27 protein-coding genes are annotated in these 25,927 nt (G+C 61.2%); 8 read left to right on the top strand and 19 right to left on the bottom strand.

Features of this window, described 5'->3' with window-relative positions; translation table 11 throughout:
* The first annotated feature begins 13 nt into the window (after window positions 1–13).
* The 4 genes from AC1RN6_RS22395 (at window position 14) to AC1RN6_RS22380 (ending at window position 3,342) form a co-directional block, all read left to right on the top strand.
* A complete protein-coding gene (locus tag AC1RN6_RS22395; RefSeq protein ID WP_493007674.1) occupies window positions 14–964 on the top strand; it encodes a branched-chain amino acid ABC transporter permease in 951 nt (316 codons plus the stop codon).
* Window positions 961–1,797: an ABC transporter ATP-binding protein gene (locus AC1RN6_RS22390; RefSeq protein ID WP_493007673.1), complete on the top strand. Its 837-nt coding sequence runs from the start codon at window positions 961–963 to the stop codon at window positions 1,795–1,797. Before AC1RN6_RS22395 ends, AC1RN6_RS22390 begins: the two co-directional genes overlap by 4 nt.
* Window positions 1,794–2,558 (top strand): ABC transporter ATP-binding protein, encoded by a 765-nt coding sequence (locus tag AC1RN6_RS22385; RefSeq protein WP_493007672.1) that lies wholly within the window; start codon window positions 1,794–1,796, stop codon window positions 2,556–2,558. The genes AC1RN6_RS22390 and AC1RN6_RS22385 overlap by 4 nt, the downstream gene beginning before the upstream one ends.
* 76 nt (window positions 2,559–2,634) lie before the next feature.
* Window positions 2,635–3,342, top strand: coding sequence for an aspartate/glutamate racemase family protein (locus AC1RN6_RS22380; protein ID WP_493007671.1), 708 nt, complete (start codon window positions 2,635–2,637; stop codon window positions 3,340–3,342).
* A 14-nt stretch (window positions 3,343–3,356) separates the two neighbouring features.
* On the opposite strand, the gene AC1RN6_RS22375 is transcribed toward AC1RN6_RS22380, so the two are convergent.
* Genes AC1RN6_RS22375 through AC1RN6_RS22365 form a run of 3 tightly spaced genes read right to left on the bottom strand, consistent with a single transcriptional unit; the run spans window position 3,357 to window position 6,744 of the window.
* On the bottom strand, window positions 3,357–4,070 hold the full coding sequence (locus AC1RN6_RS22375; RefSeq protein WP_493007669.1) for an ABC transporter ATP-binding protein: 714 nt from the start codon (window positions 4,068–4,070) through the stop codon (window positions 3,357–3,359).
* Window positions 4,067–4,852, bottom strand: a complete 786-nt coding sequence (locus AC1RN6_RS22370) for an ABC transporter ATP-binding protein (RefSeq protein WP_493007668.1) — start codon at window positions 4,850–4,852, stop codon at window positions 4,067–4,069. The genes AC1RN6_RS22375 and AC1RN6_RS22370 overlap by 4 nt, the downstream gene beginning before the upstream one ends.
* Window positions 4,849–6,744, bottom strand: coding sequence for an ABC transporter permease (locus AC1RN6_RS22365; protein WP_493007667.1), 1,896 nt, complete (start codon window positions 6,742–6,744; stop codon window positions 4,849–4,851). Before AC1RN6_RS22365 ends, AC1RN6_RS22370 begins: the two co-directional genes overlap by 4 nt.
* A gap of 216 nt (window positions 6,745–6,960) precedes the next feature.
* Between AC1RN6_RS22365 and AC1RN6_RS22360 the strand changes: the two genes are divergently transcribed.
* Window positions 6,961–7,587, top strand: coding sequence for a flavin reductase family protein (locus tag AC1RN6_RS22360; RefSeq protein WP_493007666.1), 627 nt, complete (start codon window positions 6,961–6,963; stop codon window positions 7,585–7,587).
* 89 nt (window positions 7,588–7,676) lie between these two features.
* On the opposite strand, the gene AC1RN6_RS22355 is transcribed toward AC1RN6_RS22360, so the two are convergent.
* The 13 genes from AC1RN6_RS22355 to AC1RN6_RS22295 all read right to left on the bottom strand — a co-directional run bounded on the left by AC1RN6_RS22355 (window position 7,677) and on the right by AC1RN6_RS22295 (window position 19,559).
* Window positions 7,677–8,810, bottom strand: a complete 1,134-nt coding sequence (locus tag AC1RN6_RS22355) for a porin (RefSeq protein WP_493007665.1) — start codon at window positions 8,808–8,810, stop codon at window positions 7,677–7,679.
* Between the two features lie 226 nt (window positions 8,811–9,036).
* Window positions 9,037–9,465, bottom strand: coding sequence for a nuclear transport factor 2 family protein (locus AC1RN6_RS22350; RefSeq protein ID WP_493007664.1), 429 nt, complete (start codon window positions 9,463–9,465; stop codon window positions 9,037–9,039).
* Window positions 9,466–9,470: 5 nt separating this feature from the next.
* Window positions 9,471–10,232, bottom strand: coding sequence for an ABC transporter ATP-binding protein (locus AC1RN6_RS22345; RefSeq protein WP_493007835.1), 762 nt, complete (start codon window positions 10,230–10,232; stop codon window positions 9,471–9,473).
* Window positions 10,225–11,034: an ABC transporter ATP-binding protein gene (locus AC1RN6_RS22340; RefSeq protein WP_493007663.1), complete on the bottom strand. Its 810-nt coding sequence runs from the start codon at window positions 11,032–11,034 to the stop codon at window positions 10,225–10,227. The genes AC1RN6_RS22345 and AC1RN6_RS22340 overlap by 8 nt, the downstream gene beginning before the upstream one ends.
* Window positions 11,031–12,056: a branched-chain amino acid ABC transporter permease gene (locus tag AC1RN6_RS22335; protein WP_493007662.1), complete on the bottom strand. Its 1,026-nt coding sequence runs from the start codon at window positions 12,054–12,056 to the stop codon at window positions 11,031–11,033. The genes AC1RN6_RS22340 and AC1RN6_RS22335 overlap by 4 nt, the downstream gene beginning before the upstream one ends.
* Window positions 12,053–12,934 (bottom strand): branched-chain amino acid ABC transporter permease, encoded by an 882-nt coding sequence (locus AC1RN6_RS22330; RefSeq protein WP_493007661.1) that lies wholly within the window; start codon window positions 12,932–12,934, stop codon window positions 12,053–12,055. Before AC1RN6_RS22330 ends, AC1RN6_RS22335 begins: the two co-directional genes overlap by 4 nt.
* Before the next feature lie 58 nt (window positions 12,935–12,992).
* Complete coding sequence (locus tag AC1RN6_RS22325) at window positions 12,993–14,102, bottom strand: 4-oxalomesaconate tautomerase (RefSeq protein ID WP_493007660.1); 1,110 nt, start codon at window positions 14,100–14,102, stop codon at window positions 12,993–12,995.
* 11 nt (window positions 14,103–14,113) lie between these two features.
* Complete coding sequence (locus AC1RN6_RS22320; RefSeq protein WP_493007659.1) at window positions 14,114–14,791, bottom strand: 4-carboxy-4-hydroxy-2-oxoadipate aldolase/oxaloacetate decarboxylase; 678 nt, start codon at window positions 14,789–14,791, stop codon at window positions 14,114–14,116.
* Window positions 14,788–15,513 (bottom strand): PIG-L deacetylase family protein, encoded by a 726-nt coding sequence (locus AC1RN6_RS22315; RefSeq protein WP_493007658.1) that lies wholly within the window; start codon window positions 15,511–15,513, stop codon window positions 14,788–14,790. The genes AC1RN6_RS22320 and AC1RN6_RS22315 overlap by 4 nt, the downstream gene beginning before the upstream one ends.
* Before the next feature lie 405 nt (window positions 15,514–15,918).
* Window positions 15,919–16,278 carry a protocatechuate 3,4-dioxygenase gene (locus AC1RN6_RS22310; RefSeq protein WP_493007657.1) on the bottom strand — a complete coding sequence of 120 codons (360 nt, stop codon included), beginning with the start codon at window positions 16,276–16,278 and terminating at the stop codon, window positions 15,919–15,921.
* A 21-nt stretch (window positions 16,279–16,299) separates the two neighbouring features.
* Window positions 16,300–17,136, bottom strand: a complete 837-nt coding sequence (locus AC1RN6_RS22305; RefSeq protein WP_493007656.1) for a gallate dioxygenase — start codon at window positions 17,134–17,136, stop codon at window positions 16,300–16,302.
* Window positions 17,137–17,177: 41 nt separating this feature from the next.
* Complete coding sequence (locus AC1RN6_RS22300; protein WP_493007655.1) at window positions 17,178–18,281, bottom strand: Rieske 2Fe-2S domain-containing protein; 1,104 nt, start codon at window positions 18,279–18,281, stop codon at window positions 17,178–17,180.
* 96 nt (window positions 18,282–18,377) lie between these two features.
* A complete protein-coding gene (locus AC1RN6_RS22295; protein WP_493007654.1) occupies window positions 18,378–19,559 on the bottom strand; it encodes an ABC transporter substrate-binding protein in 1,182 nt (393 codons plus the stop codon).
* A gap of 341 nt (window positions 19,560–19,900) precedes the next feature.
* Here AC1RN6_RS22295 and AC1RN6_RS22290 point away from each other — a divergent pair, with 341 nt between their 5' ends.
* The gene (locus tag AC1RN6_RS22290; protein ID WP_493007653.1) at window positions 19,901–20,596 is read left to right on the top strand and encodes an alpha/beta fold hydrolase; all 696 of its coding nucleotides are present in this window, start codon (window positions 19,901–19,903) and stop codon (window positions 20,594–20,596) included.
* 46 nt (window positions 20,597–20,642) lie between these two features.
* Here the strand turns inward: AC1RN6_RS22290 and AC1RN6_RS22285 are convergent, their stop codons facing one another.
* Window positions 20,643–21,887, bottom strand: a complete 1,245-nt coding sequence (locus AC1RN6_RS22285; RefSeq protein WP_493007652.1) for a LysR family transcriptional regulator — start codon at window positions 21,885–21,887, stop codon at window positions 20,643–20,645.
* A 122-nt stretch (window positions 21,888–22,009) separates the two neighbouring features.
* A complete protein-coding gene (locus AC1RN6_RS22280; RefSeq protein WP_493007651.1) occupies window positions 22,010–22,159 on the bottom strand; it encodes a hypothetical protein in 150 nt (49 codons plus the stop codon).
* Between AC1RN6_RS22280 and AC1RN6_RS22275 the strand changes: the two genes are divergently transcribed.
* Entirely contained in the window at window positions 22,158–23,114 is a 957-nt protein-coding gene (locus AC1RN6_RS22275) for an NAD(P)-dependent oxidoreductase (protein WP_493007650.1), read from the top strand. The two genes, AC1RN6_RS22280 and AC1RN6_RS22275, sit on opposite strands and share 2 nt — an antisense overlap.
* A gap of 113 nt (window positions 23,115–23,227) precedes the next feature.
* The gene (gene fdhA / locus AC1RN6_RS22270) at window positions 23,228–24,424 is read left to right on the top strand and encodes a formaldehyde dehydrogenase, glutathione-independent (RefSeq protein WP_493007649.1); all 1,197 of its coding nucleotides are present in this window, start codon (window positions 23,228–23,230) and stop codon (window positions 24,422–24,424) included.
* A gap of 220 nt (window positions 24,425–24,644) precedes the next feature.
* On the opposite strand, the gene AC1RN6_RS22265 is transcribed toward fdhA, so the two are convergent.
* Window positions 24,645–25,622 (bottom strand): serine hydrolase domain-containing protein, encoded by a 978-nt coding sequence (locus AC1RN6_RS22265; protein ID WP_493007648.1) that lies wholly within the window; start codon window positions 25,620–25,622, stop codon window positions 24,645–24,647.
* Window positions 25,623–25,927: the final 305 nt, after the last annotated feature.

Genomic DNA, 25,927 nt, shown 5'->3' with positions numbered 1-25,927 from the left:
TCCACGAGGCTCCATGAAACTCGACCAACGTCGCGACTTCTCGGCGATCCTGCTGATACTCGGCGTGCTAATCGTCCTCCCGCTCGGCATCGGCCACTCGCGCTATCTGATGTCGGTACTGATGAACTGCGCCGGCGTGGCCGTCATCGCCAGCGGCGTGTGGCTGACCTTTTGCATCGGCCGCATCAACATCTGCCAGGCAGGCTTCGCACTGATCGGCGGCTACGTCACCGCCATCCTGATCGCCAAGGCAGGACTCAGCTTCTGGATCGCGCTGCCGTTGTCGTGTCTGGCGTCAGCCCTGTGCGGCGCGCTGATCGGCAGCGTCATCCTCAAGCTCAAGGGCATCTATTTCTCGATGCTGACCATCTGCCTGACCGAAGCGATTCGCCTCGCCTTCCTTAACGGAGGCGACCTGACGCAGGGTTCCAAGGGCATCACCGGCTTGCCGCAACCATTCTCCGGCGATTCTCCATTGCCCTTGTATTACGTCGGCATTGCATTGCTGGCGATCGCACTCGGCGTGGTCTGGCGTGTGCACTACTCGCGTCTGGGCGGCATCTTCCGCGCCATGCGCCTGAATGAAGATCTGGCTGAGAGCTTCGGCGTCAACGTCTGGCGCTACCGCATCATGGCCTTCTCCATCGCCTGCGCATTGGGCGGTCTGGGCGGCAGCTATTTCTCGGTTTTCACGCAGAGCGTGTATCCGCAGAGCTTCACGGTGGAGCACAGCATCTACTACATGCTGTTCTGCTTCCTCGGCGGGCTGGAGTATGTCAGCGGCGCGATGATCGGTGCCTTCGCATTGACCATCCTGTTCGAGCTGCTGCAGGATTTCCAGCAATACCAGTCGCTGATTTACGGCGTACTGATGATCGTCGTGATGCTGACGCTGCCGAATGGATTGATGGCGCTGCGCGGCTTCTCGTTCTCGCTGCCGTTCCGTAAAGGAGAAGCGAAATGAGCGCCTCCATGAACCCGGTGAGCCCGTCGGTGGTCCCGCCCCCGGACAAACGCGTCATCCTCGAAGCCAGCGGCCTGAGCAAACGCTTCGGCGGCTTGCTGGCCAACGACGACGTCTCGCTCTCGCTAGGCACCGAGACCGGCAAGGTCACCTCCGTGATCGGCCCTAACGGCGCCGGCAAGAGCACCTTCTTCAAAATGCTCGCAGGTTTTTGCACGCCGACGACCGGCAAGGTACGCCTGTTCGGTGAAGACATCACCGGCCTGACGCCGCATAAAATCTCCGCCAAGGGTCTGGTGCGCACTTTCCAGGAAACCACCATCTTCCCTGAACTGACTGCGCTGGAGCACGTCGCGCTGGCACGCCAGCTCTCGCGCAGCGCCAACGACCTTCAGGTATTCGCCAACACCGCATCGGCGCGCCGCGATGAAGACCGCATGCGCGCCGATGCGCTGGAGATCCTGCGTTTCCTCGATCTCGACGGTGTCGCCAACAGCATCGCCAAAACACTCCCGCATGGTTACCTGCGCCTACTCGGCATCGCCATGGGCATGGCCGCCAATCCCAAGGTGCTGCTGCTGGACGAACCCTATGCCGGACTCAATCCCGACGAAACCGACCGCGCCGTCGAACTGACGCGCAAGATCGCCGCCAGCGGTGTTTCCATCCTGCTGGTGGAACACGACATGAAAGCCGTGATGAAAATTTCCGACCATATCCACGTGCTCTACTTCGGCAAGAAAATCGCCGAAGGCACGCCGGAAGAAATCCGCAACAACGACCAGGTGATCGAAGCCTACCTGGGCAAGGAAGACGAGGACATCGGCCTATGAACGCGATACTGGAATCCGCAGCACCCGTCGCGCCGCAAGCAAGCGCCGTCCCGCATCTGCAACTGCAGAACGTCTCGCTCAACTACGGCCAGGTGCGCGCGCTGCAAGACGTCAGCCTGCGTGTCGACCAGGGCAGCGTGGTGGCGCTGATCGGCGCCAACGGCGCCGGCAAGTCGTCGACCCTGCGCGCCGTCACCGGCCTGTCGCCGGTATGCGGCGGGCAGGTGCTGCTCAACGGCAGCAATGTCACCGGCACCTCGGCGCACAAGCTGGTCGAACAAGGCGTGGCGATGGTGCCGGAAGGCCGCCACGTGTTTCCCTTCATGTCGATCAAGGACAACTTGCTCATGGGCGCCTATACGCGTTCGGACAAAGGTGGCATCGCCGCCGATCTGGACAAGGTGCTGACGCGCTTTCCGCGTCTGAAGGAGCGCTTCAGCCAGCAGGCGTCGAGCCTGTCCGGCGGCGAGCAGCAGATGGTCGCCATCGGCCGCGCACTGATGGCGCGTCCGCGGCTGCTGTTGCTGGACGAACCATCGCTCGGCATCGCGCCGCAATTCATCCGCCTGATCGCGCGCACCATTCTGGAGATCAACAAGGACGAAGGCGTCACCATCATGCTGGTCGAACAGAACAGCCGCATGGCGCTGATGATCTCGCGCTACGCCTACATCCTCGCCACCGGCCGCATCGAACTGGAAGGCGTCTCGCGCGAGCTGCTCGACCATCCCGACATCAAGCGCCTGTATCTGGGAGCATGAGTACGAACATCAGCATGAACATCAGCAAGCGCAAGAACAAGACCCCGCATCAACCGCCAAGAACAATCGAGACAACGTGAAAATCAACATCGTCAATCCCAACACCACCACCAGCATGACGGCCAAGATCGGCGACTGCGCGCGCCAGATTGCCGCGCCGGACACCGAGATCTGGGCCTGCAATCCCGCCACCGGACCGGTGTCAATCGAAGGCCACTACGACGAAGCCATGTGCATACCCGGCCTGCTGGCGGAAATCCGCCGCGCCGAAGCCGCTGGCGCCGATGCCCACATCATCGCCTGCTTCGGTGACCCGGGCCTGGAAGCCGCCCGCGAAATCGCCAGCGGCCCGGTGTTCGGCATCGCCGAAGCCGCCATGCATGCCGCCAGTTTCGTCGGCAAGCATTTCAGCATCGTCACCACGCTGGGCAGAACCTGTGGCATCGCTGCGCATCTGGCGGAACGCTACGGCATGCAGCGCTTCTGCCGCAACATCCGCGCCTGTGAAATCGCCGTACTCGATCTCGACAATCCGGCTTCCCACGCTTACGCCGCGATCATGCAGGAATGCCGTCTCGCGTTGGAACAAGATGATGTCGATTGCATCGTACTGGGGTGCGCCGGCATGGCAGACCTGTGCCAGGCCATCAGCAAGGAATTGGGAGTGCCGGTAATCGACGGCGTCAGCGCCGCCGTGACCTTTGCCGAAAGTCTGGTGCGGCTGGGCCTGCACACCAGCAAGCGAGGTGAATGGAATTACCCATTGCCGAAGGTCTATCTGTAAATCTGCAAGAACGCTTACACCGCCAGATAAGCGCGGCGCACGTCGTCGTCAGCAGCCAGCTGCGCCATCGTGCCCTGATAGCGAATGTGGCCGTTTTCCAGCACATAGGCGCGGTCACTGACCAGCCCAGCGAAATGCAGGTTCTGCTCCGACAACAGAATGGACATGCCTTCCCGTTTGAGCTTCAGGATGGTCTCGGCCATCTGCTCGACGATTACCGGCGCCACACCTTCGGACGGCTCGTCCAGCAACACCAGATAGGGATTGCCCATCAGCGTGCGCGCGACTGTCAGCATCTGCTGTTCGCCGCCGCTCATCTGGCCGCCCGGACGCTGCGGCATTTCGCCGAGGTTGGGAAACAGGTCGAACAGTTCTTTCGGTGTCCACGTGTAGGCATCGGGACGCGGCGGCTGACGGCCGACCTCCAGGTTTTCCAGCACTGTCAGGTCGGTGAATATGCGCCGGTCTTCCGGCACGTAACCCATGCCCATGCGCGCGATCTGATGCGGCCGGGTACGGCTGACATCCTTACCGCGAAAATGCACCTGGCCCTGCACCCGATCCAGCATGCCCATCACGGCTTTCATGGTGGTCGATTTGCCGGCGCCGTTACGCCCCATCAGCGCCACCACTTCACCGCGCCGCACTTCGAGACCGACGTCGAACAGAATATGCGCGCGGTCATACCAGGCGTTGAGGCCCTCGGCCTTGAGCAGCACATCACTCATGCCGGCCTCCCTGCATGCAGCGCATCTTGTTTCTCGAAGGTCTTGCCGGAGCCGAAATACACTTCCTGCACCTTGGGATGATTGCGGATGGCGTCACCATTGCCCTCGGCGATCAGTTGTCCACGCGCCAACACGATCATGCGGTCGGCGAAAGCAAAGACTACGTCCATGCTATGTTCGGTAAACAGCACCGACAGATTGCGTTCCACCACCAGTTTCCTGGTCAGCGCCATCAGCGCGTTGCGCTCCTGCGGCGCCATGCCGGCGGTAGGCTCATCCATCAACAGCAGGAGCGGACGATTGGCCAGCGCCACCGCCAGCTCCACGCGCTTGATATCGCCGTACGCCAGCACGCCGCAGGCACGTTCCGCCTGCGCCGCCATGCCGACCTGTTCCAGCAGCGCCATGGCTTCATCGCGAAACAGCGATGCCGCCGGCCGCCACAGCCGGAACAACTTTTTTTCGCGCGAGATGAGCGCCATCTGTACGTTTTCCACTGCGGTCATCGAGGCGAAAGCGGCCGAGATCTGGAACGTCCGCCCGACGCCGAGGCGCCAGATGTCGCGCGGTTTCATGCCGCCGATTTCATGTCCGTCGAGCAGCACCGATCCGGCATCGGGCCGGTACTGGCCGTTGAGGATATTGAAGCAGGTCGACTTGCCCGCGCCGTTGGGTCCGAGCAAGGCCAGCAATTGGCCGGCGGGCAGATCGAAAGACACATCGTCGACCGCCTTGACGCCGCCGAAAGCTTTACTGATATTGCGCACTTGCAGGAGACTCATGCTGCCTCTCCTTCGCGCCGGCGTGCAGCGATGCGTTCGAAAAATCCGGCGATACCGCTCGGAAACAACAACACCAGCGTTAGCATGACGACACCGAGCAAGGCGCGCCAGTAATCGGTCTCGCGCGCGATAACATCCTGCAGCCAGGTGAACACTGCGGCGCCGACCACCGGCCCCAGCAAGGTTTGCACACCTCCCAGCATGACCATCACCAGGCCGTCGACCGAGCGGCCGATGCTGATTGCTTCCGGCGAGATGCTGCCTTTGGAAAAGGCAAACAGCGCGCCCGCCATACCGCAGAACAAACCCGCCACGACGAACGCCATCCACTGCACGCACTTGACGTCGATGCCGATCGCCTCGGCGCGCAAAGGCGAATCGCGGCCCGCGCGCATCGCGTAACCGAAAGGAGAAAACAGCACGCGCCGCAACAGCAGCACGCCCGCAACGCTGAACGCCAGCGCCAGATAATAGAACGCCGTCGGCGACGCCGCCCAGGCCGACGGCCAGATGCCGATCAGTCCGTTGCTGCCGCCGGTGACGTCGTCCCATTGAAAGATGATGGCCCAGACGATCTGCGCAAAGGCCAGCGTCAGCATCGCCAGATACACACCCGACAAGCGTACGCAGAACCAGCCGAACAGCAAGGCGCCTGCCGCTGCAACCAAAGGCCCGGCGACCAGCGCCACTTCCATCGGCAGATGCAGGCCGGTCAGCACCAGCGCGGCGGCATAGGCGCCCAGCCCGAAGTAAGCCGCATGACCGAAAGAATGCATGCCGCCCGGCCCCATCATGAAATGCAGGCTGGCGGCGAACAGTACGGCGATGAGAATTTCCACCAGCAACACGGTGAGATAAGGAAAACTGCCCGACAACAGCGGTGCAGCCAGCAACAGCAGCAAGGCGGCGAGCGCCAGTTTGCGCTGCAGAGGGCCGGCCGCGCGCAAGGGCGCTTCCGACGCACCGCCGCTGCGGCTTACGGCCTGCGGCTTGCCCAGCAAGCCCCACGGACGCACCACCAGAATCACAGCCATTACAAGGAATTCCACCACCAGCGTCAGCTTCGACAGGGAGATATCGATGCCGCCGATGGACACCTGACCCAGCGCCACGCACAGCGCCTTGATCTCGGCAATCAGCAAGGCAGCCAGAAAGGCGCCGCTGATCGACCCCATGCCGCCAACCACCACGACGACGAAAGCATTGCCGATAGTTTCCAGATCGAGCGCCAGATTGGCCGGCATGCGCGGCCCCTGCAAGGCGCCGCCCAGACCGGCGAGAAAGCAGCCGAGCGCAAAGACGCCCGTGAACAGCCACGACTGATTGATGCCGAGCGCGCCGGCCATTTCACGGTCTTGCGTGGCGGCGCGGATCAAGGTGCCCCAGCGCGTGCGATTGAGCAGCAGCCACAACAGGCCCAGCACCACCGGACCGATGACGATCAGCACCAGGTCGTATTGCGGCAGGCGGCGTCCCAGCAACTCAACGGAACCCGCCAGACCGGGCGCGCGCGGACCGAACAGATCCTCCGGTCCCCACAGATACAAGGCGGCATCTTTGAGCACCAGCACCAACGCAAAGGTCGCCAGCAATTGAAACAATTCGGGAGCGCGATAGATGCGGCGCAGGATAACGATCTCGACCGCAGCGCCCAGCAGCGCCACCGCGCAAGCCGAGAGCAAGACGGCAGTCCAGAAACCCAAGCCGCCGGCGCCGATCAGGCTGACCAGCGTGTACGCAACAAAAATACCCAGCATGTAAAACGAACCGTGGGCGAAGTTGACGATGCGTGTCACGCCAAAAATCAGCGACAAGCCTGCCGCCACCAGAAACATGGCGGATGCGTCGGCCAGACCGTTGATCAACTGTACTATCAGACTTGAGAGCGTCATTCCCTGTTCCCTGAGGCGCTGTCGGAGGTGAAAACTTGCAAGCCAGCTATTGTAGTCGCCCGGCAGTACAAGCGCAGCAAGCACTACAAGCACCACGAACGCGGTGGAGCGGTTTTCCGGCTAGAGTATACGATCTCGTTGTTTTTAATCCCCCTTTCAGATGCATCAGAGGCATTTGATGCATCTGATGTTGCCGATGTCACCGATGGAGTACCCATGTTTCTGGATTTTTCTCAGGTTGATCCCCGCCAGGCCTATAGCTGGCTCGCCTCGGCGGTCATTCCCCGCCCCGTCGCCTGGGTGTCGACGGTTTCTGCAGCGGGCGTCAGCAACCTGGCCCCGTTCAGCTTTTTTCAGATGGTTACCGGCAAACCGCCGACAGTCATGATTTCGCCACTGGTACAGCGCGACGGCAGCATCAAAGACACTGTGCGCAACGCGCAGGAAACCGGACAACTAGTGGTCAACCTGGTTGGCTTTGAACTCGCCGACGCCATGAACGAGACGTCCTTTTCTTATGGCGCCGACGTCAGCGAATTCGAACAATGCGGCATCGCCTCCAAGCCGTCATCGCTGGTGCGCCCGCCGCGCGTTGAGGCTGCGCCGGTCAGCCTGGAATGCGAACTGGTCAGTTGCATTCCCTATCCTGCCGACGCGCCGTCCTGCCACATTCTGCTGGCGCGCGTGCTGGCGGCGCACTTTGATGAACGCATCCTCAACGACAAGCAACTGCCGGATCCGGACAAGCTGAACCTGCTCTCGCGCATGGGCGGCGACTGGTACGGCCGCACGCGCAGCGACGCCAACTTTGAACTGGCACGGCCGCGGGGCTGGGCTAAATAAGCCTCCCTCGACGTAAAGAAAAAAAGCGTGCCGTCCGTTCAGACGACACGCTTCCGGCAACGATGCCAGCTCCTCAAGACATCATTACATCAGAATGTATGGCGAATACCCGTCATGACACCCAATTGATTCATGCCGGTACCGACCGTACCGCCGGCATCGACGGCAATCGCCGAGGTGCCGGAATTTTTGATATAGCCGACCGACGTGTACAAGGCGGTGCGCTTGGACAAACTGTAAGTCAGGCGCGCCACCGAGAGCGTGGCTGAGTTCGCCGTGCCCTTGAACTTGAGGCGCGAGATCTGCGTATCGAGCACCAGCGCAACAGTGAACGGATAGCTCAGACCCAGGTAGTACAGATCGGAATCGCTCTTGGTCGCTGTCTGCACCTTGCGGTCCAGCACGCCGAGACCGATGCGCGCATCGCTGATCATGAAGTAACCGTGCAGGCCGATACGCGTATCGGTGTAGCTGCTGCTGTTCATGCCGAAGATCGCATTGGGACCGCCATTGAGCTTGTCGTACGCCAGGTTGACGCCGAAGGCTTTGTTGTCATAACCCAGCAAGCCGGTGTATTGACGGCATGCCTTGCTGTCGCCTGCGGTCTCGCCGGCGCAGTTGGTCGAGGCCGGGCCGCCTGCCGCAGTGGCGTCGCGGCCGAAGCTGTAGGTCGCGCCCACGGTCACGTCCGAGAAGGTGCCGAGATATCCAATGGAGTTATCGCTGCGCGCATTCGGCAAGTAGGCGTCGAGATTGCCGATACTGTGGATATTAGGTCCCATCACGTCGGACTTCAGCGTCGACAGGTAGGTCATGTTGACCTGGCGGCCCAGCATGACGCTTTGCGTCGCGGTCTTCAGGCCGACATAGGATTGGCGGCCGAACAGACGATTTCCCTGTCCCATGCCGCCGGTGTCGACTGCCATCCCGGCTTCCAGAACGAACATGGCTTGCAGGCCGCCACCCAGATCTTCGGTTCCCTTGAAGCCGATGCGCGACGGGAATGAACCGGTCAGCGAGGGCATCTTGACGACCGAGTTACCGGCCGCGTTGGCATTGGTGACATATTCGACACCGGTGTCGATCAGACCGTAGATCGTGACCTGCGATTGCGCCATTGCCGTCGGCGACAACAGGGCTCCCGCGATGCCGGCAACGGCGCCCAGGGTACTCATTGCGCCGAATGCGCGAGTGACGCCGGCGGCGCGTACTGATTTCTTCATTTCTTGTCTCCTCCAGGTATTTTCTGTTTATGTATTCGCTTGGCAGCGGGATCGATCTTGGTGTCGTTGCGCTGCTGCGAAGTCATGCAAGGTGCTGCATTCGTATCGATGATTCAGCGTGAATCATTCTAGCGACGGGCCTGCTCGCCTTTGTTGCCGATTGCCGCGAGGGTCGATCTAATCTGTTTATGACGGCGCGGAAAACGACATTTCTTGGGGTGTATTTTCAAATCCAGAACGATCCGCGCCGCTCGACGAATTTCCATCCCTGTGCGGTGAGGCGCAGGCGATCTTCAAACGTTCCGGGTGCAGGCGGTTTGGATACGGCATCGGCGGCGGCCTCGGACCGCGGCCCCGACAACAGCACAATGCGCGAACGCGCGGTGGCGTGTTCGCGGTCTTCGATCTCTACGATCACATCGGTGCACAGATGGAAGGTGCGCACATCGGCCGGCCGGCCGCGAAACGAGGCGAGGATGGCGTCGCGCCCTACCAGCGGAGTCGCCGGCGCTGAAGGACGATAGAGGATCGCGTCGTCGGTGAACAGGTCGATAAGCGCATCGAAGTTGCGTTCATCATTGAGATAGGCGTAGCGATGGATAAGGCGCTGGCATTCCTGCTCGATCAGCAGGCGTTGAAGTGCATCGAAAGGCATGGCTGTCAGCTCGCGAGTTTGAGGTCGGGTTTCCGCGCAGGTTCGACGGCGCCTTCACTTCCCTGTTCATGCGCCAGGCCGAGCAGCTGGTGCATGGTGGCATCGTCCTTGAGCAGCAGATCGCTGCGGCCGTCGTGCACGATGCGGCCGCGGTCCATGATGACCACGCGCTCGGTCGCTTCCAGTGCAAGATGCGCATGCTGCTCGACAAGGATCAGTGTCAGTCCGCTTTGCTTGAGCTGTTTGACCGCATCCAGCAAGATGTCCATCATCACCGGCGACAAACCTTCCAGCGGTTCGTCCAGCAGTAGCAATTTGGGATTGCCGACCAGCGCGCGCGCCATGGCGAGCATCTGCTGCTCGCCGCCGGAGAGCTGGTTGCCGTAGTTGTTGCGGCGTTCTTCCAGACGCGGAAACAGTTTGTACGCCGCCGCGATATTCCATTCACCGGGACGCGCGGCGACACGCATGTTTTGCTCTACGGTGAGCGATGGAAAGATCTCGCGCTCCTGCGGCACGTAGCCGAGGCCCATGCGATTGCGCTGATAATTGGCGGCGTTGCCGATATTCTTGCCGTCGAATTCGAGACAGCCTTTGCTGACCGTAGTCAGTCCCATCATGGTCGCCAGCAGCGTGCTCTTGCCGACGCCGTTGCGGCCCAGCAGACTGACCGCTTCGCCCTGCCCGATGCTGAACGAGAGATCGTCGATGACGACTGCGTCGCGGTAGCCGGCGCTGAGATTATGGATGTCGAGCAGCTTAGCCATGGCGACGCCCCAGATAGACATTGCGTACGCGCTCGTCGGCGCGGATGTCGGCGGGCGTACCTTCCGTCAGCACGCTGCCCTCCACCAGCACAGTGATTTTTTTGGCGAAGCGAAATACCAGGTTCATGTCGTGTTCGATAAACAGGATGGAAATATCTTCGGGCAGGCGCTCCAGCAGATCGATGATCATGCCGCTTTCGCCGTTGGGGATACCCGCAGCCGGCTCGTCCAGCAGCAGCACTTGCGGCTTCAGCGCCAGCGCGATGGCGATCTCGATCATGCGGCGCTGGCCGTAGGCCAGTTCATTGACGCGGCGCGACGCCAGTTCCAGCAAGCCGAGCTGTTCCAGCAAGGCCGCCGCCTCTTCCACCACGCCGGCATGGTGCGCCGGCTTGCCCCACAGCTTCCACGCGATACCCATGCGCTGGCCGAGCGGAATGGCGACGTTCTCGGCGACGGTCAGCTCGGTGAACAGGGTGTTGATCTGGAAAGTGCGTGCCAGGCCGCCGGCCACGCGCTTTTGCGGGCTGGCTTGCGTGACGTCGCGGCCTTCAAGATAAATGCTGCCGGCAGTGGGAGAAACTACACCGGTCACCAGATTGACGAAGGTGGTCTTGCCGGCGCCATTCGGGCCGATCAGTGCGTGGCGGGCGCCGCGCTCGATGCGCAAGTCGACGTTGCGCGTGACTTCGATGGCGCCGTAGCGTTTGTACAATCCGCAGGTTTCCAACGCACAGGGAAGCGTGGACGTTGCCGCCGGAGATGCCATGTCCGCATACCTTGGCTGCAAGACGGGATTCATTTCTGCTCCTTGGCGAGATTGACGGAAAGACGATTGCGTATACGCTCAAACGCGGTGCCGCCCAGGGCCAGCAAGCCGCCCGGCGCAAAACGCACCAGCACGATCAACGCGATACCTACAAAGAACATCCAGTGAAACGGGTCGATCGCCGCGGCACGATCCAGCAACAGCATGTACAAGGGAATGCCGATGAAAGCGCCATACAGACGGCCGACGCCGCCGATGATGAGCATGATCAGGATGTTGCCCGACAACTGGAAACTCAGCAGATCGAGGCTGACGGTGCGCGTGATCTGCGCGCTCAGGCCGCCGGCGATACCGGCGATTGCCGCCGACAGCGTGTAGGCAAGAATCAGCTTGGCATGCACCGGCGTGCCGACCAGCAGCATGCGCTTCGCGTTTTCGCGGATGCCGCGGATCGACAGGCCGAACGGCGAATTGGCGATGATGCGCACGGCGACAAAGACCACGAACAGCACGCCCAGCGCATACAGATACGCCGTCTTGCCGTACAGGTCGAACGAGAACAAACCAAATAGCGGTGCCGTCTCCATGCCCGACAAACCATCCGCACCGCCGGTGACGCCACGCCAGGTGTTGGCAACTTCATGCAACACGACGGTGGTGACCATGGTCAGCATCAGTAATGCCAGTCCGCTGGTGCGCAACAGCAGCCAGCCCGACAGCAAACCGATCAATGCCGCCAGAGCGGCTGCCACCAGCAAGCCGCTGAACGGCTCCGGCGACACATGCAGCGAGAAGTAGCCTGCCGCGTAGGCGCCGATGCCGAAGAAGGCGGCGTGTCCCAGCGTATTGATGCCGGCGAAGCCGAGCGCGAGATCGAGCGAGATGCCGAAGATCACCATGATCAGGATTTGCGAGCCGATCGACATATAGGTGTCGAAGGTGAAGAACGCGGCCAGCGCAACCACCCATGGCAGAACATCGGCCAGGCGGACACGGTAGAACGGCAGCGCTCCGGGCGGCAGAATGTGGCGGATTGTGGCGGTGGTGATTTTCATGCTGTTTGCCTTCCGAAGAGTCCTTGAGGGCGCACCAGCAGCATCACCAGCGTCGCCAGATAAATGACCAGGCCGCCCGCTTCCGGCAGGAAGTAGCGTCCCAGCGTGTCGATCATGCCCAGCACCAGCGCGGCGATGAGCGTGCCCTTGATGCTGCCGAGGCCGCCGACCGATACCACGATCAGCACCAGCACCAGATAGTTGAGCGCGTAAAACGGTTCCAGCGGGAACATGTCGGCGCCGAGCGCGCCGCCCAGTCCGGCAAAGCCGCAGCCGATGGCGAAGGTGACGGCGAAGAAGGCCTTGACGTTCATGCCGATGCAGCCGGCCATCTTCGCGTTGTCGACAGCAGCGCGCAGCTTGGCGCCGACCTGGGTGCGGTCGAGCACATACCAGATCACCAGCGCACAGGCGCAGCTGACCGCAATGAGAAACAGGCGATAGACCGGCAAGCCAATCGCGCCCACCTGATAGGTGCCGCGCAATGCGCCCGGCACCGGGATGTCCTGGATGGTGGAACCGAACATCGCGTTGGCGGTGGCGATCATGACAAAGGTCAGGCCGATGGTCATGAGCACCTGGCCCAGCTCGCTCTGGACATAGATCCATGAATACACGGTACGCTCCAGCAATGCACCGAGCAGCATGGTGCCGATCACCGCCAGCGGCACGGCAACGGCATACGGCAGCTGCGCCTGCGTCACCAGCATGAAGGTCATGTAGCCGCCGGCCATGGCGAAGCTGCAATGCGCCAGATTGACCACGCGCATGACGCCCATCGTGATCGACATGCCGATCGAGATCAGGAACAGGATCATGCCGAAGGCCAGGCCGTCGAACAGAAGTGAAACAAGAGAAATGGCAAAACGGGATAGCATGGTTTTCCTTGACTGGCAGTCGGTTACATAAGAGTTGCGCGATTCGCAAACGCCAACATCACGGCCACACCCGATGCGGCACGAACACCTGGCCGTCGAGCAGCATGCGCGCGGTGCGCAGCAAACCCGAGCTGACAAAACGCGTCTGGCCGCCGGCGATTTCCGTGCGCAAGGCCACGGTAAATTCACCGGTCGGATGCTCCACCGATATCTCCACCTCGCCCCCTTCGCCTTTCCGTGGCGGTTCGGCGATGCCGTCCATGCCCGCCGTCACCGATCCAGGCAGCAGGCAGGCGCTGGCGACGCTGACCGCGCCGAGCACGCCGATGGCGCTGTGGCAGCGATGCGGAATGAAGGTGCGCGTGGAAAGATGACCGCCATTGATGGCCGGCGAAATGAGGGTCATCTTCGGCACCACCTTATTGCGTACATCGCCCAGTCCCATCAGTTCACCGGCTTGCAGACGCACGGCTTCCAGGCGTTTCTTGAAATCGGCGTCGGCGTCGAGTTGCTGCGGCGTCTCCTGCCCGGTCTTGCCGAATGCCTCTGCACGCATGACCACCACCGGCATGCCGTTGTCGATGCAGGTCGCTTCGATGCCATTGAAGACGTCGCGCGTGCGGCCGGTCGGCAGCAAGCTGCCGCAGGCCGAGCCGGCGGTGTCGCGAAAGGCGATATTGATCGGCGCCGAAGTGCCGGGCACGCCGGCTATTTTTGCTTCACCGTCGTAGACGACTCGGCCGCCGTTGGTTTGCACCAACGCTGTCGCGATATTGCCGCTGTTGACCATGTGGATCACCACCGGCGTCAGATCGCCGCGAACCGGCACCAGCCCGCGCTCGATGGCGAATGGCCCTACGCCGGCCAGCATGTTGCCGCAATTGGGCGAAACATCGACCAGCGGCTTGTCCACTGCCACCTGCGCGAACAGGAAGTCGACGTCGATGCCCGGCACCGACGACGGCGACACGATCGCGACCTTGCTGGTGAGCGTGTCACTACCGCCCAGTCCATCGATCTGGCGCGGATCGGGCGAGCCCATCACCGCCAGCAACACTGCATTGCGCATGGCCGTATCCTGCGGCAGATCGCTGGCCAGAAAGAACGGGCCGCGCGAAGTGCCGCCGCGCATGAAGGCACAGGGAATGGCGCGCTGGGAAGCTTCCATGATCTTCTCTCTTAGCGGTAGACGAGTCCGGCAGCGGCCAGCTTGGCGCGCATGTCGTAGATATCCAGGCCGAGCTCACCGGCAGCGAGACGCTTGCGCTTCTGCTCTTCATTGGCGGCGCGTGCGATGCAGGCCTCGGTGACGGCGCCCAGCTGTTCACGCGGCACGACAGCCACGCCGTCGTCATCGGCCACGATCACGTCGCCGGGCTGGATCAGCTGTTCGCCGCACACCAGCGGCACGTTAACCGAACCGACCGTGGCCTTGACCGTGCCTTGCGCACAAACGGCGCGCGACCAGACCGGGAAATTCATTTCGCGCAAGGTGCGCACGTCGCGCACGCCGGCATCGATCACCAGGCCGAGCACGCCGCGCGCCTGCAGCGAGGTCGCCAGCAAGTCGCCGAAGTAGCCGTCCTCGCAATGCGAAGTCGGACTGACGACCAGGATGTCGCCGGGCTGGCACAGCTCGACGGCGACGTGCAGCATCCAGTTGTCGCCCGGCGCTACGCTGACGGTGACGGCCGATCCCGCGATCGAGGTATCGGCAACCACCGGCCGCAGGCGATGATGCAGCAGGCCGGTGCGGCCTTGGGCTTCATGCACGGTGGCGACGCCGTATTGCGCCAGCGCCGCGACGCGCTCGGCCGGTGCGCGTGAAATGTTGCGCACGGCGACGTTGCGGCTCATGAGAACTCTCCGCAGACTTGCGGGAAGACGCGTTGATAGCCTTCGCCGTACTTGATGTTGCGCGAGGAATTGCGCGATGCCTGCACGCCGCGTTGCAGCGCCACACGGGTGTAGTACTCCCACAGGTGTTCTTGCGCGTTCATGGTTTCGAAAGCGGCTTTTTTCTTTTCCCACACGGAGGAAATATCCAGCAGCACGTCCGGCTTCCAGCCGCATTGTTCAGGCTGATGCGGTTCGTACAGCAGCACCGGCGGCGCGCCGATGACGGCTTGCTCCGGATTGTGGCCGTGCGCCTGGGCGATGATGCGCGCTTCCTGCGCGACATGCGTGGCCAGCGGATGATCAAAGTTGTAGGGATCATGCAGCGAGTGGCTGAGTACGAACTCGGGACGCAGCTCGCGGTAGATGTCGACCAGCTTGTACAGCACCTCGTCGCTGACACGCATCGGGTAGTCGCCGATATCCAGAAATGCGATCTCGGCGCCGAGGATGTCCGCGGCCTTGGCGGCCTCTTCATGGCGCGCGGCCTTGACCTTGTCCAGCGTCATGCCGGGCTGCTTCCACATCTTGGCCGACTCGCCGCGTTCGCCGTAAGAAAGGCATACGACCTTCACGCGATAGCCGCGTTCGCTATACAACGCCACGGCGCCGCCCGATCGCCAGACGAAGTCGGCCGCATGCGCGCTCACCACCAGCAGTGATGGCTTTTGAGTCTTTTCCATGTTTTTCCTGTTGATTCGATAAAAATGAATTGGCTTGTCTCGTGCTTGTTATTTTTTTATTGCTGCCCCGGTGCAGTTTTCATCGTCACCTTATTGCCGGTGTTGACCGCTGCGCAGGGCATCACTGTTAAGTCGATTTATTCTATGGCAGCGCTTGACCGCTCGCGTTTCTCTTTAGCTGATAGCGCATCTAATTTACTTATCGACTGAACGCGTCACACGAAAGCGGCCATAGCAAAAACCGTATCGCACCAGAAAACAGGCGCAAAAAAACGGCGCCCCTGCCATCGCAGCGGACGCCGTGAATGCTCAGAAAGAGATTGATGCCGCTTGTTACATCGCCTGCGATGCTGCGCGTTGTGCCGGTCGTTGCGTTGCTCGTCAGGTTACCCGCTACGTCACTGGCTACGCCGACTCCGGGACACGGCGCGTCTTGAGGAAAGCTTCCAGCGTCTCGCCGCGCATGGACGCATAGACGGCCAGGTTAGACATCTTGACCACGCGCGCGAATTTTTCCAGCACGAAGAAGCTCACGCCGTATTTGATCAGGCCAAGCCAGTCCTGGTTGGTGACCAATGCACGCTCTTCATCATTGAGTTTCAGCTCATCGCAGGCGGCGTTGAAATCGCGGGCCAGCAGCGCACGGAACTCCGGCTCGCGATGCCGCCAGAAGAAACGGTTCAGGCGCAGCGATTTAACGCTCTGGCGGATATCGAAGACATAGGTGCCTTCGATGTCCTCGATACCTTCGAGTTGTGGGTTCATCGTTTGATTCTCTTTCAATCCTTAAGCCTGCTCGTAAATCGCCACGGCCATCGCGGTCGTGGTTGCCAGATAGACGTTCTGGTGGATGCATTTGATCTTGTCATCGAGCGCACCGCGCATGGCCAGCCACATGATCACTTCAACGCTTTCAGCGCCGCCCAGACGCACAAAGTCGGCGTGCTTCAACTTGGTCAGGCTGAGCGGATCGTCGACGATGCGGCGCAGGAACTCATCGTCCCATTCCGGATTGTTGAAACCGGTGCGCTCGCCATGGATCTGATGCGACAGGCCGCCGGTGCCGACCACCGCGACCTTGAGGTCTTCGGGGAAGGATTCGATGGCGCGGCGCACTGCCTGGCCGAGCTTGTAGCAGCGCGCGGCGGTCGGCAGCGGATATTGCAGCACGTTGATTTCAATCGGCACAATCGCGCCCGGCCAGGCTGGCTCGTGCGGCCACATCAGCGACAGCGGCGAGTTGCAGCCATGGTCGAGTGCGCGTTCCTGGAACAGCGTCATGTCGAATTCGTCATTGACCAGGCATTCGGCCAGATGCGCCGCCAGCTCCGGGTGGCCGTTAATGTCAGGCAAGGGACGCTTGCCCGCGCCTTCATCCGCCATTTCAAAACTGGGCGATACGCCCAGCGCGAAAGTCGGGTAACAATCGAAGAAGAAACTGTTGGCATGATCGTTGTAGAACATGACCAGCACATCCGGCGCCTGCTCGCGCAGCCATTCGGCGACCGGCTCATAGCCTTTGAACAGCGGCGCCCAGGCCGGATCATTCTGCCGCCCCTTGTCGTACGCCAGGCCGATGGTGGGCACATGGGACGTGCCGATTCCTCCTACGATTCTTGCCATGTTTTCCTCAATACGCTTTCATTTCAAAACACTCATTACATTCAGTACATTTTTATGGCGATGCCCGGTGGCGTCTCCGCCTGCGTGACTTCTGCTTCTGCCAGCCGCAGCAGCGTCTTGCGCATGGCCAGACCGGGGCGGTCGGGACCGAAACTCAGTTCGTCCGGCGGACCGTCGCCTTTTTCCACTTCTTCCTGTATCCAGGTCAGGGCATCGACGTCTTCCGTGTAAGCCTTGACCGAAGCGGAGGCCAGATATTCGCTGGCGCCGGCATCATCGAGCGCGAAGTCGCGGCTGTTGAACCACCAGTAGTGGATCGTGCCTTGAAACTCCGGCGTGAACAAGTGCGTAATATTCACGCGATAGTCGGTCTGCTCGCCTTCGCGCGGTTCCAGGTTGGCGATGCGTGCAAACGCGATGTGGCCGGCCGGGGAGACGAAACGGCTGTCGGAGAAGCGATCCACCGGACGCCCGGTCAGCTTCATCGGGATACCGTAAATCGGCGGCGGCGGCGAATTGCGCAGCTCGCGGCGAATCCGTACGACGTCGCCTTCGTTGTGGATCTCCAGGCTGGAGCGCGAATACTCTGGTGTGCCGACGGTGTCCGCATGCAGGATCGGAAAGTGGGTCTGATCCAGCAGGTTCTCGTGCATGGCGACGTAATTGGACTTCATGTGGAAATAGCCGGTAACGGTCGTCCACTCCGGCGCATCCAGCCACGAAGTATCGGGAATCAGCGCCGGATCGGCCTTGCTGGCGTCGCCCATCCAGATCCAGATCAGCGGCCCCTTCTCCTGCACCGGATACGAGGCGATGCGCGCATGGGTCGGCGGATTGGCCAGCGACGGCATGTGCACGCACTGGCCTTCGGGGTTGTACTCCATGCCGTGATAGCCGCAGACCACCTGATCGCCATTCAGGCGGCCTTTGGACAAGGGAAACGAACGATGCGCACAGCGGTTCTGCATGATCACCGGCGTGCCGTCGAGTTTGCGGTACATCAGTACGGTCTTGCCGAGCAGCGTGCGTTCCAGCAGGTCGCGCGTGACTTCACGCGACAAGGCGGCAACGTACCAGCAATCCTTGATCAGAGGCGTGGTGTGATTGGCCATCTTCGGCTTGGCGGCAGCAGCTTTCTGAAGCATGGAAAAACTCCTTTAAACGGTATGCGGCGACCTTGGCTTTCGCCGCAATGAACAGGATGCGCGAGGACGAGTCCTACGCTTTGATACTGCTCCTTACTACTGCACCTTCACGCCGGGATCCTTGATCGCAGGATAGGTCTTGAACGGTTTGTTGACGTAGACACCATCAACCTTTTCGATACGGCGGATATAGATGTTCTGCGTCATCTCGCGGGTCTGCGGATCGATGCTCACCGGACCGCGCGGGCTTTCCCACGAATAGCCCTTGATTGCGGCCATAGCCTTGTCGCCATCCTGCTTGCCGCCGGTGGCGCGGATCATTTCATAGATCATCTTCATCGAATCGTAGGCGGCAATCGACGCCACGTTCGGGGTTTTATCGGCGCCGTATTTCTTGCGGAAGGCGCTGACGAAGGCGACATTGGCAGGCGTGGTGCTGGCCGGCGAATAATGCAGCGCCGTCACGATGCCGACCGCGGCATCGCCGTAGGACGGCAGTTCGCTCTCTTCGGTTTCGGCGGTGGCCAGCAGCTTGATGCCGGACTTGTCCAGACCACGCTCGACGAAGGCCTTGATGAAGGCCACCGCCATCGGGCCGACCGGCGTAAACATGTAGACGTAGTCAGGATTGGCTTCCTTGATCTTCTGCATGTAGGTGGAGAAGTCGGAGGTGTTGAGCGGCATCTTCAGCTCGGCCACGACCTGGCCTTTTTCTTCGGTGAAGGACTTCTTGAACGAGGTCAGCGCGTCGGCGCCCGGGGCATAATCAGCCACTGCCAGCGCCACGCGCTTGCCGCCCTGCTCCGCCGTCCATTTTGCCAGGGGCGTCGCCACCATCCATTGGGTATAACCGGCGCGCAGCAGGTAAGGCGACTTGCTCAGGATGCCGGAGGTGCCGGCGTTGATGATGACGATAGGCACCTTGGCTTGCGTGGCGACATCGGCGACAGCCAGCGCCGTCGGCGTGAATTCGAGACCGCTGATGTATTGCACCTTGTCGCGCACGACCAGCTCTTCGGCCAGTTGGCGGGCACGTGCAGGATTGTTGCCGCCGACGTCGCGGTAGATGATCTTGATCGTGTGCTCACCGGCGCGGCCGTTGTTTTGCGCGAGGAACAGCTCGGTGGCGTCCTGGATCTGTTTGCCCCAGTTACTGTACGGACCGCTGAAAGCGGCGATCACGCCGATGCGGATCTCATCGGCATGGGCGGCTGGTGCGGCGGCAAATACGGCGGCGCCGGCGAGCGGCAAGGCAAACTTCATGAATCTGTGCAACATCAGTGGTCTCCTGTTGTATGGAATTTGTTGTCGGCATGAAGCCGTTTTTATGGAAGCATTATCGGGTTCGAACGGTGTCGGCGTTATACATTTAGCCTTCCCATCCCATCTAATTTGCTTATTGATTTTTGGACGGGCGCCGATCGACGCTTGCCAAATGTGTTTTCGAAGATAATTTAAATTCTTTTAAATCAATACCTTATCCACCACCCCCAAGATGAAAATGCGATATCCCGGTTGCTGCAGCATGTCAAACTGACTGATTGAGACGGAATACCCGGCTGGACACGGGCAAGGCGTTTGGATACATTGCATCTCGTTTTTCACCCTTCGGAAGCAACATGAAAACGATTTATTTGCTGTGTGGTTTGCTGTGCGACGACATCGTCTGGGAGGTGCAAGCCGAGGCCCTGCGCAAACAGCGCAACGCCGACGTGCGCATCGTGAGTTTTCAGCAAGACGACTCGATCGCCGGCATGGCGAGCCGCGTGCTGCAGGATGCGCCGGAACAGTTTTTACTGGCCGGTCATTCGATGGGCGGCCGCGTTGCGCTGGAGGTGTATCGCCAGGCGGCGCAGCGCGTGCAGCGCCTGGCATTGCTGGATACCGGCTACGAGGCCGCGACGCCCGGCGAAGACGTGCGCCGAGCGGTGCTGGTCGATCGCGCACGCGCCGATGGCATCGATGCGATCGCCGAGACCTGGGCCATGCCGATGCTGGCGCCGGGCAATCGCGGCAATGCGCCGCTGGTGCGCAGTATTCTCACGATGGTGGGACGCATGTCGCCCGAGATCTATGCCGCCCAGACGCGCGCGCTGCTGGGCCGTCCCGATGCCACGCCGGTGCTGCCGGCGATCACCTGTCCCACCCTGATCCTGTGCGGTGCGGAAGATGCATGGAGTCCGCCGGAGCGGCATGCGCGCATGGCGGCGCTGGTGAAGGGAAGCGTATTGACTGAAGTGCCGGCATGCGGACACATGTCGACCATGGAAGAAGCGGACGCGGTGACGCAGGCGCTGCTGGATTGGGCAGCTTAAGCGAATAACCGCGCAAGTCCCGACGCGATTAACGGCATGCTCGGCGCTACCAGTGACCGTTGTTGGCGGCGCGCTGCTCCATCTGCGCCGTCACCTCGCGAATTGCATCCATCAGCACCACCGCACCCGGCGACGGGTGACTCTCTTCGCGCTGCGTGATGCCGATAATGCGCGAGGTGCGCGGCAAATCGAAGTCGAGCACCTGCAACGCATTGGAGTGAATCTCGTACTCCAGCTGCTGCGCCGAAATCGCCGTGACCATATCGCTGTGCAACAGCAAACCGCGCAAGATCGCGAGGTCGCTGGTCTCGACGACTTCGGTCGGTGCCGGCATGTCTTTGCGGCTCATCGATAATTCAAATAAGGCGCGCGCCGGCGTCCCCTTGCTCGACAGGATCCACTGGGCGCGCATCATGTCGTCGAGCGTGACTTTCGACTTCTGCGTCAACGGGTGACCGCGGCGCACAATCACCGACATCTTGTCTTCCAGCAGCGGCTCGCCATGCAGGTCGCTGGCGTATTCCGGCGGACGCAAGGCGCCAAGAATGAAATCGATATCGCCCGCGCGCAGGCGTGCCGCCAGGCTGTCGAACGGTCCTTCGATGGTGGTGATGCGCAATTGCGGATGTGCCGCGATGACGCTGGCGATCGCGCGCGGCAGGATTGTGGTGCGGCTCAACGGCAAGGCGCCGACCACGACCCGCCCCTGCGTGGTGCCCTTGAGCGCGGAAATGTCGGCTTCGGCGTGGCGCAATTCCGCCAGCGCGCGCTTGGCGCGAAACAGCAGCAAGGCGCCCGGCTCGGTCAGCAGCATGCCCTTGGGCGTGCGCTGGAACAAGGTGGCGCCAAGGCTGGTTTCCAGATCGGAAATGGACGCGCTTACCGCAGGCTGCGTGATGCCGAGCGCATTGGCCACCGTCGGCATGTGATGCGATTCGGCCAGCTTGACGAAGATCTGCAGGCGCCTTTCGTTGAACAGCATCGACAGGATGGAGGTCTTCATCGCACCGGTCGGCGTCTTGATCTTGCTATAAATCTCGTCGCGCGCCAGCTCGAATTCCTGCGCCGCCCTGCGTGCACGGAACAGCAAGGTGTTGCCGAACACGGTCAGCAGCATGCCGCTGGACTTGCGTTCGAACAGTGACTCGCCGATAACCGTTTCAAGCTCGTGTACCGAACGCGTGATCGCCGATTGCGCGCGATACAGCGCATCGGCGGCGCGGGTGACGCTGCCCAGTTCGGCGACGGTGATGAAGGCGCGCAGATGTCGCAGGCTTACGGTGGATGTCATAGGAAAGACGCGGCTCCTGGCGTGGCGGAATGATAATTTCCGGTATCTTTTTTTCTAGGATGAAGGATATGCCGGTTTTTGACAAGCTCGCATTGCAGTTGCGAAGCAAGTCTCTGCACAGCTTATTCAATCGACATCAGTTTTGCCACTCCGATAAGAAAATTAGATGCCTGCGCGGGTGAATTTGGCTGGTTCACGGCAATGAATTCCCACAGAATCGAACGACCGCCCCGGTTGCCGGGCTCTTCTTTCTTCCCGCGAGAATCCATCATGCCCACGGCTGCTTCCGATACCGCATTTCTCTCCGTCTGCCTCATCGGCTATGGCGAAGCAGGCAGGATTCTGGCGCAAGGCTTGTCGGCAACGGGACGCTGCACCGTGTCGGCATACGACATCCTGCTCAAGGATGCGGTCGCTTCAGGCGCGATGCGGCAATCCGCTTCTGCGTCCGGTGTCACACTGGCTGAAGATCTCGCTTCCGCCATCGCACCTGCCGACGTCATCCTCTCCGCCGTGACGGCGAGCTCTGCGCGCGATGTCGTTATGGAGACCGCCGCGTCGATACGTCCCGGACAATTCTTCCTCGATATCAATTCCGTCTCTCCCGCACTCAAGCGCGAGAGCTTTTCCTTGCTCACCGCCCGTCGCGCACGCTACGTCGAAGCCGCCGTGATGGCGTCGATCCCGCCTTATGGCATTGCGGTGCCGATGATGCTGGGCGGACCGCATGCAGAAGAATTCATCGTGAGGATGCAGCACTCGGGCATGCGGATGACGCTCGCGTCGAAAGACATCGGCGTGGCCTCTGCCATCAAGATGTGCCGCAGCGTGATGATCAAAGGCCTGGAAGCCCTCACCGTCGAGAGCATGCTGACTGCGCGCCACTATGGCGTGGAGGAAGAGGTCCTCGCCTCGCTGGCCGAAACATTTCCGGGCATCGACTGGCAACGCCAGCCCGATTACCTTGTCTCGCGTGTCGTACAGCACGGCCGCCGCCGCGCCGCCGAAATGCGCGAGGTTGCACACACCGTGGACGACGCCGGCCTGACGCCCTGGTTGTCGTCGGCCATCGCCCAGCGCCAGGACTGGCTGGCCGACCAGGTACAGGCAGGCGTTGTCCACAAACAGGAGACAAGCTGGCGCGAAGTCGCCGACCGCATTGCAGCGGCGTCGGCGTCGGTGTCTGCATCGGCACTCAATATCAACGTCTCGGAGAAGACGGCATGACCTGTGCGCTGAGGCGAATGCCGGCAGCGGCGTCATCGCGGCGCACAGGTACATCAGTTCATCAGAACTATAAGACTACAAGAGGGATTTACCCATAACAAAGGAGATGATTCATGGCAGAAAATCGTGGTGTGGTGTACGTCGCGCAAGGGCGCGTCGAGGTGCAGTCGATTCCTTTTCCCAAGTTCGATAATCCGCAAGGCCGGAAGATCGAACACGGCGTCATCCTCAAAGTGGTGACCACCAACATCTGCGGCTCGGACCAGCACATGGTGCGCGGCCGCACCACCGCGCCGTCGGGGCTGGTGCTCGGACACGAAATCACCGGTGAAGTGATCGAGGTCGGCAAGGATGTGGAAACGCTTAAGAAAGGCGATCTGGTCTCGGTCCCGTTCAACGTCGCCTGCGGCCGTTGCCGCACCTGCAAGGAACAACACACCGGCGTCTGCCTCAGCGTCAACCCGTCACGCGCGGGCGGCGCCTACGGCTATGTCGACATGGGCGGCTGGATCGGCGGCCAGGCTGAATACGTCATGGTGCCGTACGCCGACTTCAACCTCCTGCGCTTTCCCGACAAAGACAAGGCGATGGAAAAGATCACCGATCTGACCTGCCTGTCCGACATCCTGCCGACCGGCTTCCACGGCGCGGTCACCGCCGGCGTCGGTCCCGGTTCTACGGTGTATGTCGCTGGCGCAGGACCGGTCGGTCTGGCTGCGGCGGCGTCTGCACGATTGCTGGGCGCAGCAGTCGTGATCGTGGGCGACGTCAACGCTACCCGCCTGCAACATGCGCGCAGCGTCGGCTTTGAAACCGTCGATCTGTCGCAGGACGCAACGCTGGCCGATCAGATCGCCGCGATCCTCGGCGACTCGGAGGTCGACTGCGCCATCGACTGCGTCGGCTTCGAAGCGCGCGGCCACGGCCACAGCGGGTCGCAAGTCGAAGCACCGGCAACCGTGCTGAACTCGCTCATGGAAATCACCCGCGCCGCCGGCCGCATCGGCATTCCCGGCCTGTACGTCACCGACGATCCGGGCGCAGTCGACAGCGCCGCCAAACGCGGCAGCCTCAGCATCCGCCTCGGATTGGGATGGGCCAAATCGCACAGCCTGCACACCGGCCAGACACCCGTGATGAAATACAACCGCCAGCTCATGCAAGCCATCCTGTGGGACCGCCTGCACATCGCCGACATCGTCGGCGTGCAAGTCATCTCGCTGGATCACGCGCCGAACGGTTACGGCGAATTCGATGCGGGCGCGCCGAAGAAGTTTGTGATTGATCCGCATGGAGCGCTGGCGGCGTAAGTTGCATCGGCGGGAATACTGCGCTCGTTCGCCAGGCGCAGCAACCGACGCGGTCATTGATGCCGCAAGCGGCATGATTGCGCAGGATTGATCATGCACGCGTCGCCGGAGGAGCATCACCTCTGCAGGATAAAAAAGGGCTTACGTTTTACCGTAAGCCCTTTTTGCTTTCCTCTGCCCGATGCACGGAAATTCGCTTCCGTGCACCGCGTCATCAAGACTAATTCTTCACCGCCGGCAACGACGCCACGATGCTGCGAAATGCCGCCACCGTCAACGCCTCATCCTGCTCTGCGCCGTGGTCGCTCAGCTTGACGATCACGGTATCGCTGACCGGATCGATATAAACATACTGACCGTGAATGCCAATGGCCGTGTAATCCTGCCCGTTGGTCGTCCGGCGCGGCAACCACCAGCCGCGGCCGTAAGCAAAGTCCGCATCCGCCACGCCAACCTGTTCCGGCCGCTGCATCCAGCTCTCCGGCAAGACCGCCTTGTCATTCGCCTGCCCGCGCCGCAAATGCAGCTGACCGTAACGCGCAAAGTCGATGGCGCGCGCATTGATGCAGCAAAAACTTTTCTCCACCGCACCCGCATCGCTATCCACACTCCAGCTCGCCGGATACTGCGCCCCCATCGGCTGCCACAGCTTGTTTTGCAGATAGCGCGTCAACGGCTCACCAGTCGCCGCCGACAACACCATGCCCAGCAACAGATAGTCAATGCTGCGATAGACAAATCCCTCACCCGGCGTGAACTGCGTCGTCCCGAGTCCACGTACGAAACGCTTGAGATCGGTGATGATGTACATGTAAGCGATCTGCGAAAACACGCTGTCGTACTTCTCATCGACATGAATGCCGGAATGCATGTTGAGCAGGTCGTTCACTTTCAGCGAATCGAATTTCTCCGGCAGATACGGGAGATATTTGCGCACCGGATCGGACAAGGAAAGCTTGCCTTCTTGCACAGCAATACCGGTCAGGTCGGACAGGATGGACTTGGCGACGGAGTATGAGGGGAAGACTGTCTCGCGTGTTGCGCCGAGGGGGTAGAGTTCCTGGACGAGCCGGCCGTGATGGATCACCAGCAAGGCGTTGGTGTGGGTCTGAGTCAGGAATTGTGAGAGGTTAACGGTTGCGCCATCGCGCCAGGCGACTTGCTGGGACAGAAATGGCGATGGTGCAGTCGACAACACGGGAGACTGTGTTTGCAACGCTTGCGGGGTCGTACTCGCTGCGATCGGCGCGCTGTCGAAATATACGTAGCTTTGTGAAAATGGTCGCAACTCAAGAGCCAGGCCGATTAATGCTGTTGGCGACGGCAGACGCAGCAAGCTTGTAACAGGCCAACACAAACCCGCCAACAAGCTCAAGCCGGCGACGCAGTACAACGTGATCTTCAGGTATTTACGCATTGTTTCCGTCTTGTGATGTGTATTGCCCATGCCTCGACAACCCTGATGTCGCGAGAGCGAAGCATGTCGCAGAGACGCGACATATT

This window comes from Herbaspirillum sp. GW822-FHT03A08 (assembly GCF_058801885.1).
This window is presented reverse-complemented; position numbering and strand designations above follow the sequence as displayed.

Excerpts from the sequence above, each read along its gene's own strand:
- AC1RN6_RS22395 (WP_493007674.1), top strand. The coding sequence starts at position 14 with ATGAAACTCGACCAACGTCGCGACTTCTCGGCGATCCTGCTGATACTC.
- AC1RN6_RS22390 (WP_493007673.1), top strand. The coding sequence starts at position 961 with ATGAGCGCCTCCATGAACCCGGTGAGCCCGTCGGTGGTCCCGCCCCCG.
- AC1RN6_RS22385 (WP_493007672.1), top strand. The coding sequence starts at position 1,794 with ATGAACGCGATACTGGAATCCGCAGCACCCGTCGCGCCGCAAGCAAGC.
- AC1RN6_RS22375 (WP_493007669.1), bottom strand. The coding sequence starts at position 4,070 with ATGAGTGATGTGCTGCTCAAGGCCGAGGGCCTCAACGCCTGGTATGAC.
- AC1RN6_RS22370 (WP_493007668.1), bottom strand. The coding sequence starts at position 4,852 with ATGAGTCTCCTGCAAGTGCGCAATATCAGTAAAGCTTTCGGCGGCGTC.
- AC1RN6_RS22365 (WP_493007667.1), bottom strand. The coding sequence starts at position 6,744 with ATGACGCTCTCAAGTCTGATAGTACAGTTGATCAACGGTCTGGCCGAC.
- AC1RN6_RS22360 (WP_493007666.1), top strand. The coding sequence starts at position 6,961 with ATGTTTCTGGATTTTTCTCAGGTTGATCCCCGCCAGGCCTATAGCTGG.
- AC1RN6_RS22355 (WP_493007665.1), bottom strand. The coding sequence starts at position 8,810 with ATGAAGAAATCAGTACGCGCCGCCGGCGTCACTCGCGCATTCGGCGCA.
- AC1RN6_RS22350 (WP_493007664.1), bottom strand. The coding sequence starts at position 9,465 with ATGCCTTTCGATGCACTTCAACGCCTGCTGATCGAGCAGGAATGCCAG.
- AC1RN6_RS22345 (WP_493007835.1), bottom strand. The coding sequence starts at position 10,232 with ATGGCTAAGCTGCTCGACATCCATAATCTCAGCGCCGGCTACCGCGAC.
- AC1RN6_RS22340 (WP_493007663.1), bottom strand. The coding sequence starts at position 11,034 with ATGAATCCCGTCTTGCAGCCAAGGTATGCGGACATGGCATCTCCGGCG.
- AC1RN6_RS22335 (WP_493007662.1), bottom strand. The coding sequence starts at position 12,056 with ATGAAAATCACCACCGCCACAATCCGCCACATTCTGCCGCCCGGAGCG.
- AC1RN6_RS22330 (WP_493007661.1), bottom strand. The coding sequence starts at position 12,934 with ATGCTATCCCGTTTTGCCATTTCTCTTGTTTCACTTCTGTTCGACGGC.
- AC1RN6_RS22325 (WP_493007660.1), bottom strand. The coding sequence starts at position 14,102 with ATGGAAGCTTCCCAGCGCGCCATTCCCTGTGCCTTCATGCGCGGCGGC.
- AC1RN6_RS22320 (WP_493007659.1), bottom strand. The coding sequence starts at position 14,791 with ATGAGCCGCAACGTCGCCGTGCGCAACATTTCACGCGCACCGGCCGAG.
- AC1RN6_RS22315 (WP_493007658.1), bottom strand. The coding sequence starts at position 15,513 with ATGGAAAAGACTCAAAAGCCATCACTGCTGGTGGTGAGCGCGCATGCG.
- AC1RN6_RS22310 (WP_493007657.1), bottom strand. The coding sequence starts at position 16,278 with ATGAACCCACAACTCGAAGGTATCGAGGACATCGAAGGCACCTATGTC.
- AC1RN6_RS22305 (WP_493007656.1), bottom strand. The coding sequence starts at position 17,136 with ATGGCAAGAATCGTAGGAGGAATCGGCACGTCCCATGTGCCCACCATC.
- AC1RN6_RS22300 (WP_493007655.1), bottom strand. The coding sequence starts at position 18,281 with ATGCTTCAGAAAGCTGCTGCCGCCAAGCCGAAGATGGCCAATCACACC.
- AC1RN6_RS22295 (WP_493007654.1), bottom strand. The coding sequence starts at position 19,559 with ATGTTGCACAGATTCATGAAGTTTGCCTTGCCGCTCGCCGGCGCCGCC.
- AC1RN6_RS22290 (WP_493007653.1), top strand. The coding sequence starts at position 19,901 with ATGAAAACGATTTATTTGCTGTGTGGTTTGCTGTGCGACGACATCGTC.
- AC1RN6_RS22285 (WP_493007652.1), bottom strand. The coding sequence starts at position 21,887 with ATGACATCCACCGTAAGCCTGCGACATCTGCGCGCCTTCATCACCGTC.
- AC1RN6_RS22275 (WP_493007650.1), top strand. The coding sequence starts at position 22,158 with ATGCCCACGGCTGCTTCCGATACCGCATTTCTCTCCGTCTGCCTCATC.
- AC1RN6_RS22280 (WP_493007651.1), bottom strand. The coding sequence starts at position 22,159 with ATGATGGATTCTCGCGGGAAGAAAGAAGAGCCCGGCAACCGGGGCGGT.
- fdhA (WP_493007649.1), top strand. The coding sequence starts at position 23,228 with ATGGCAGAAAATCGTGGTGTGGTGTACGTCGCGCAAGGGCGCGTCGAG.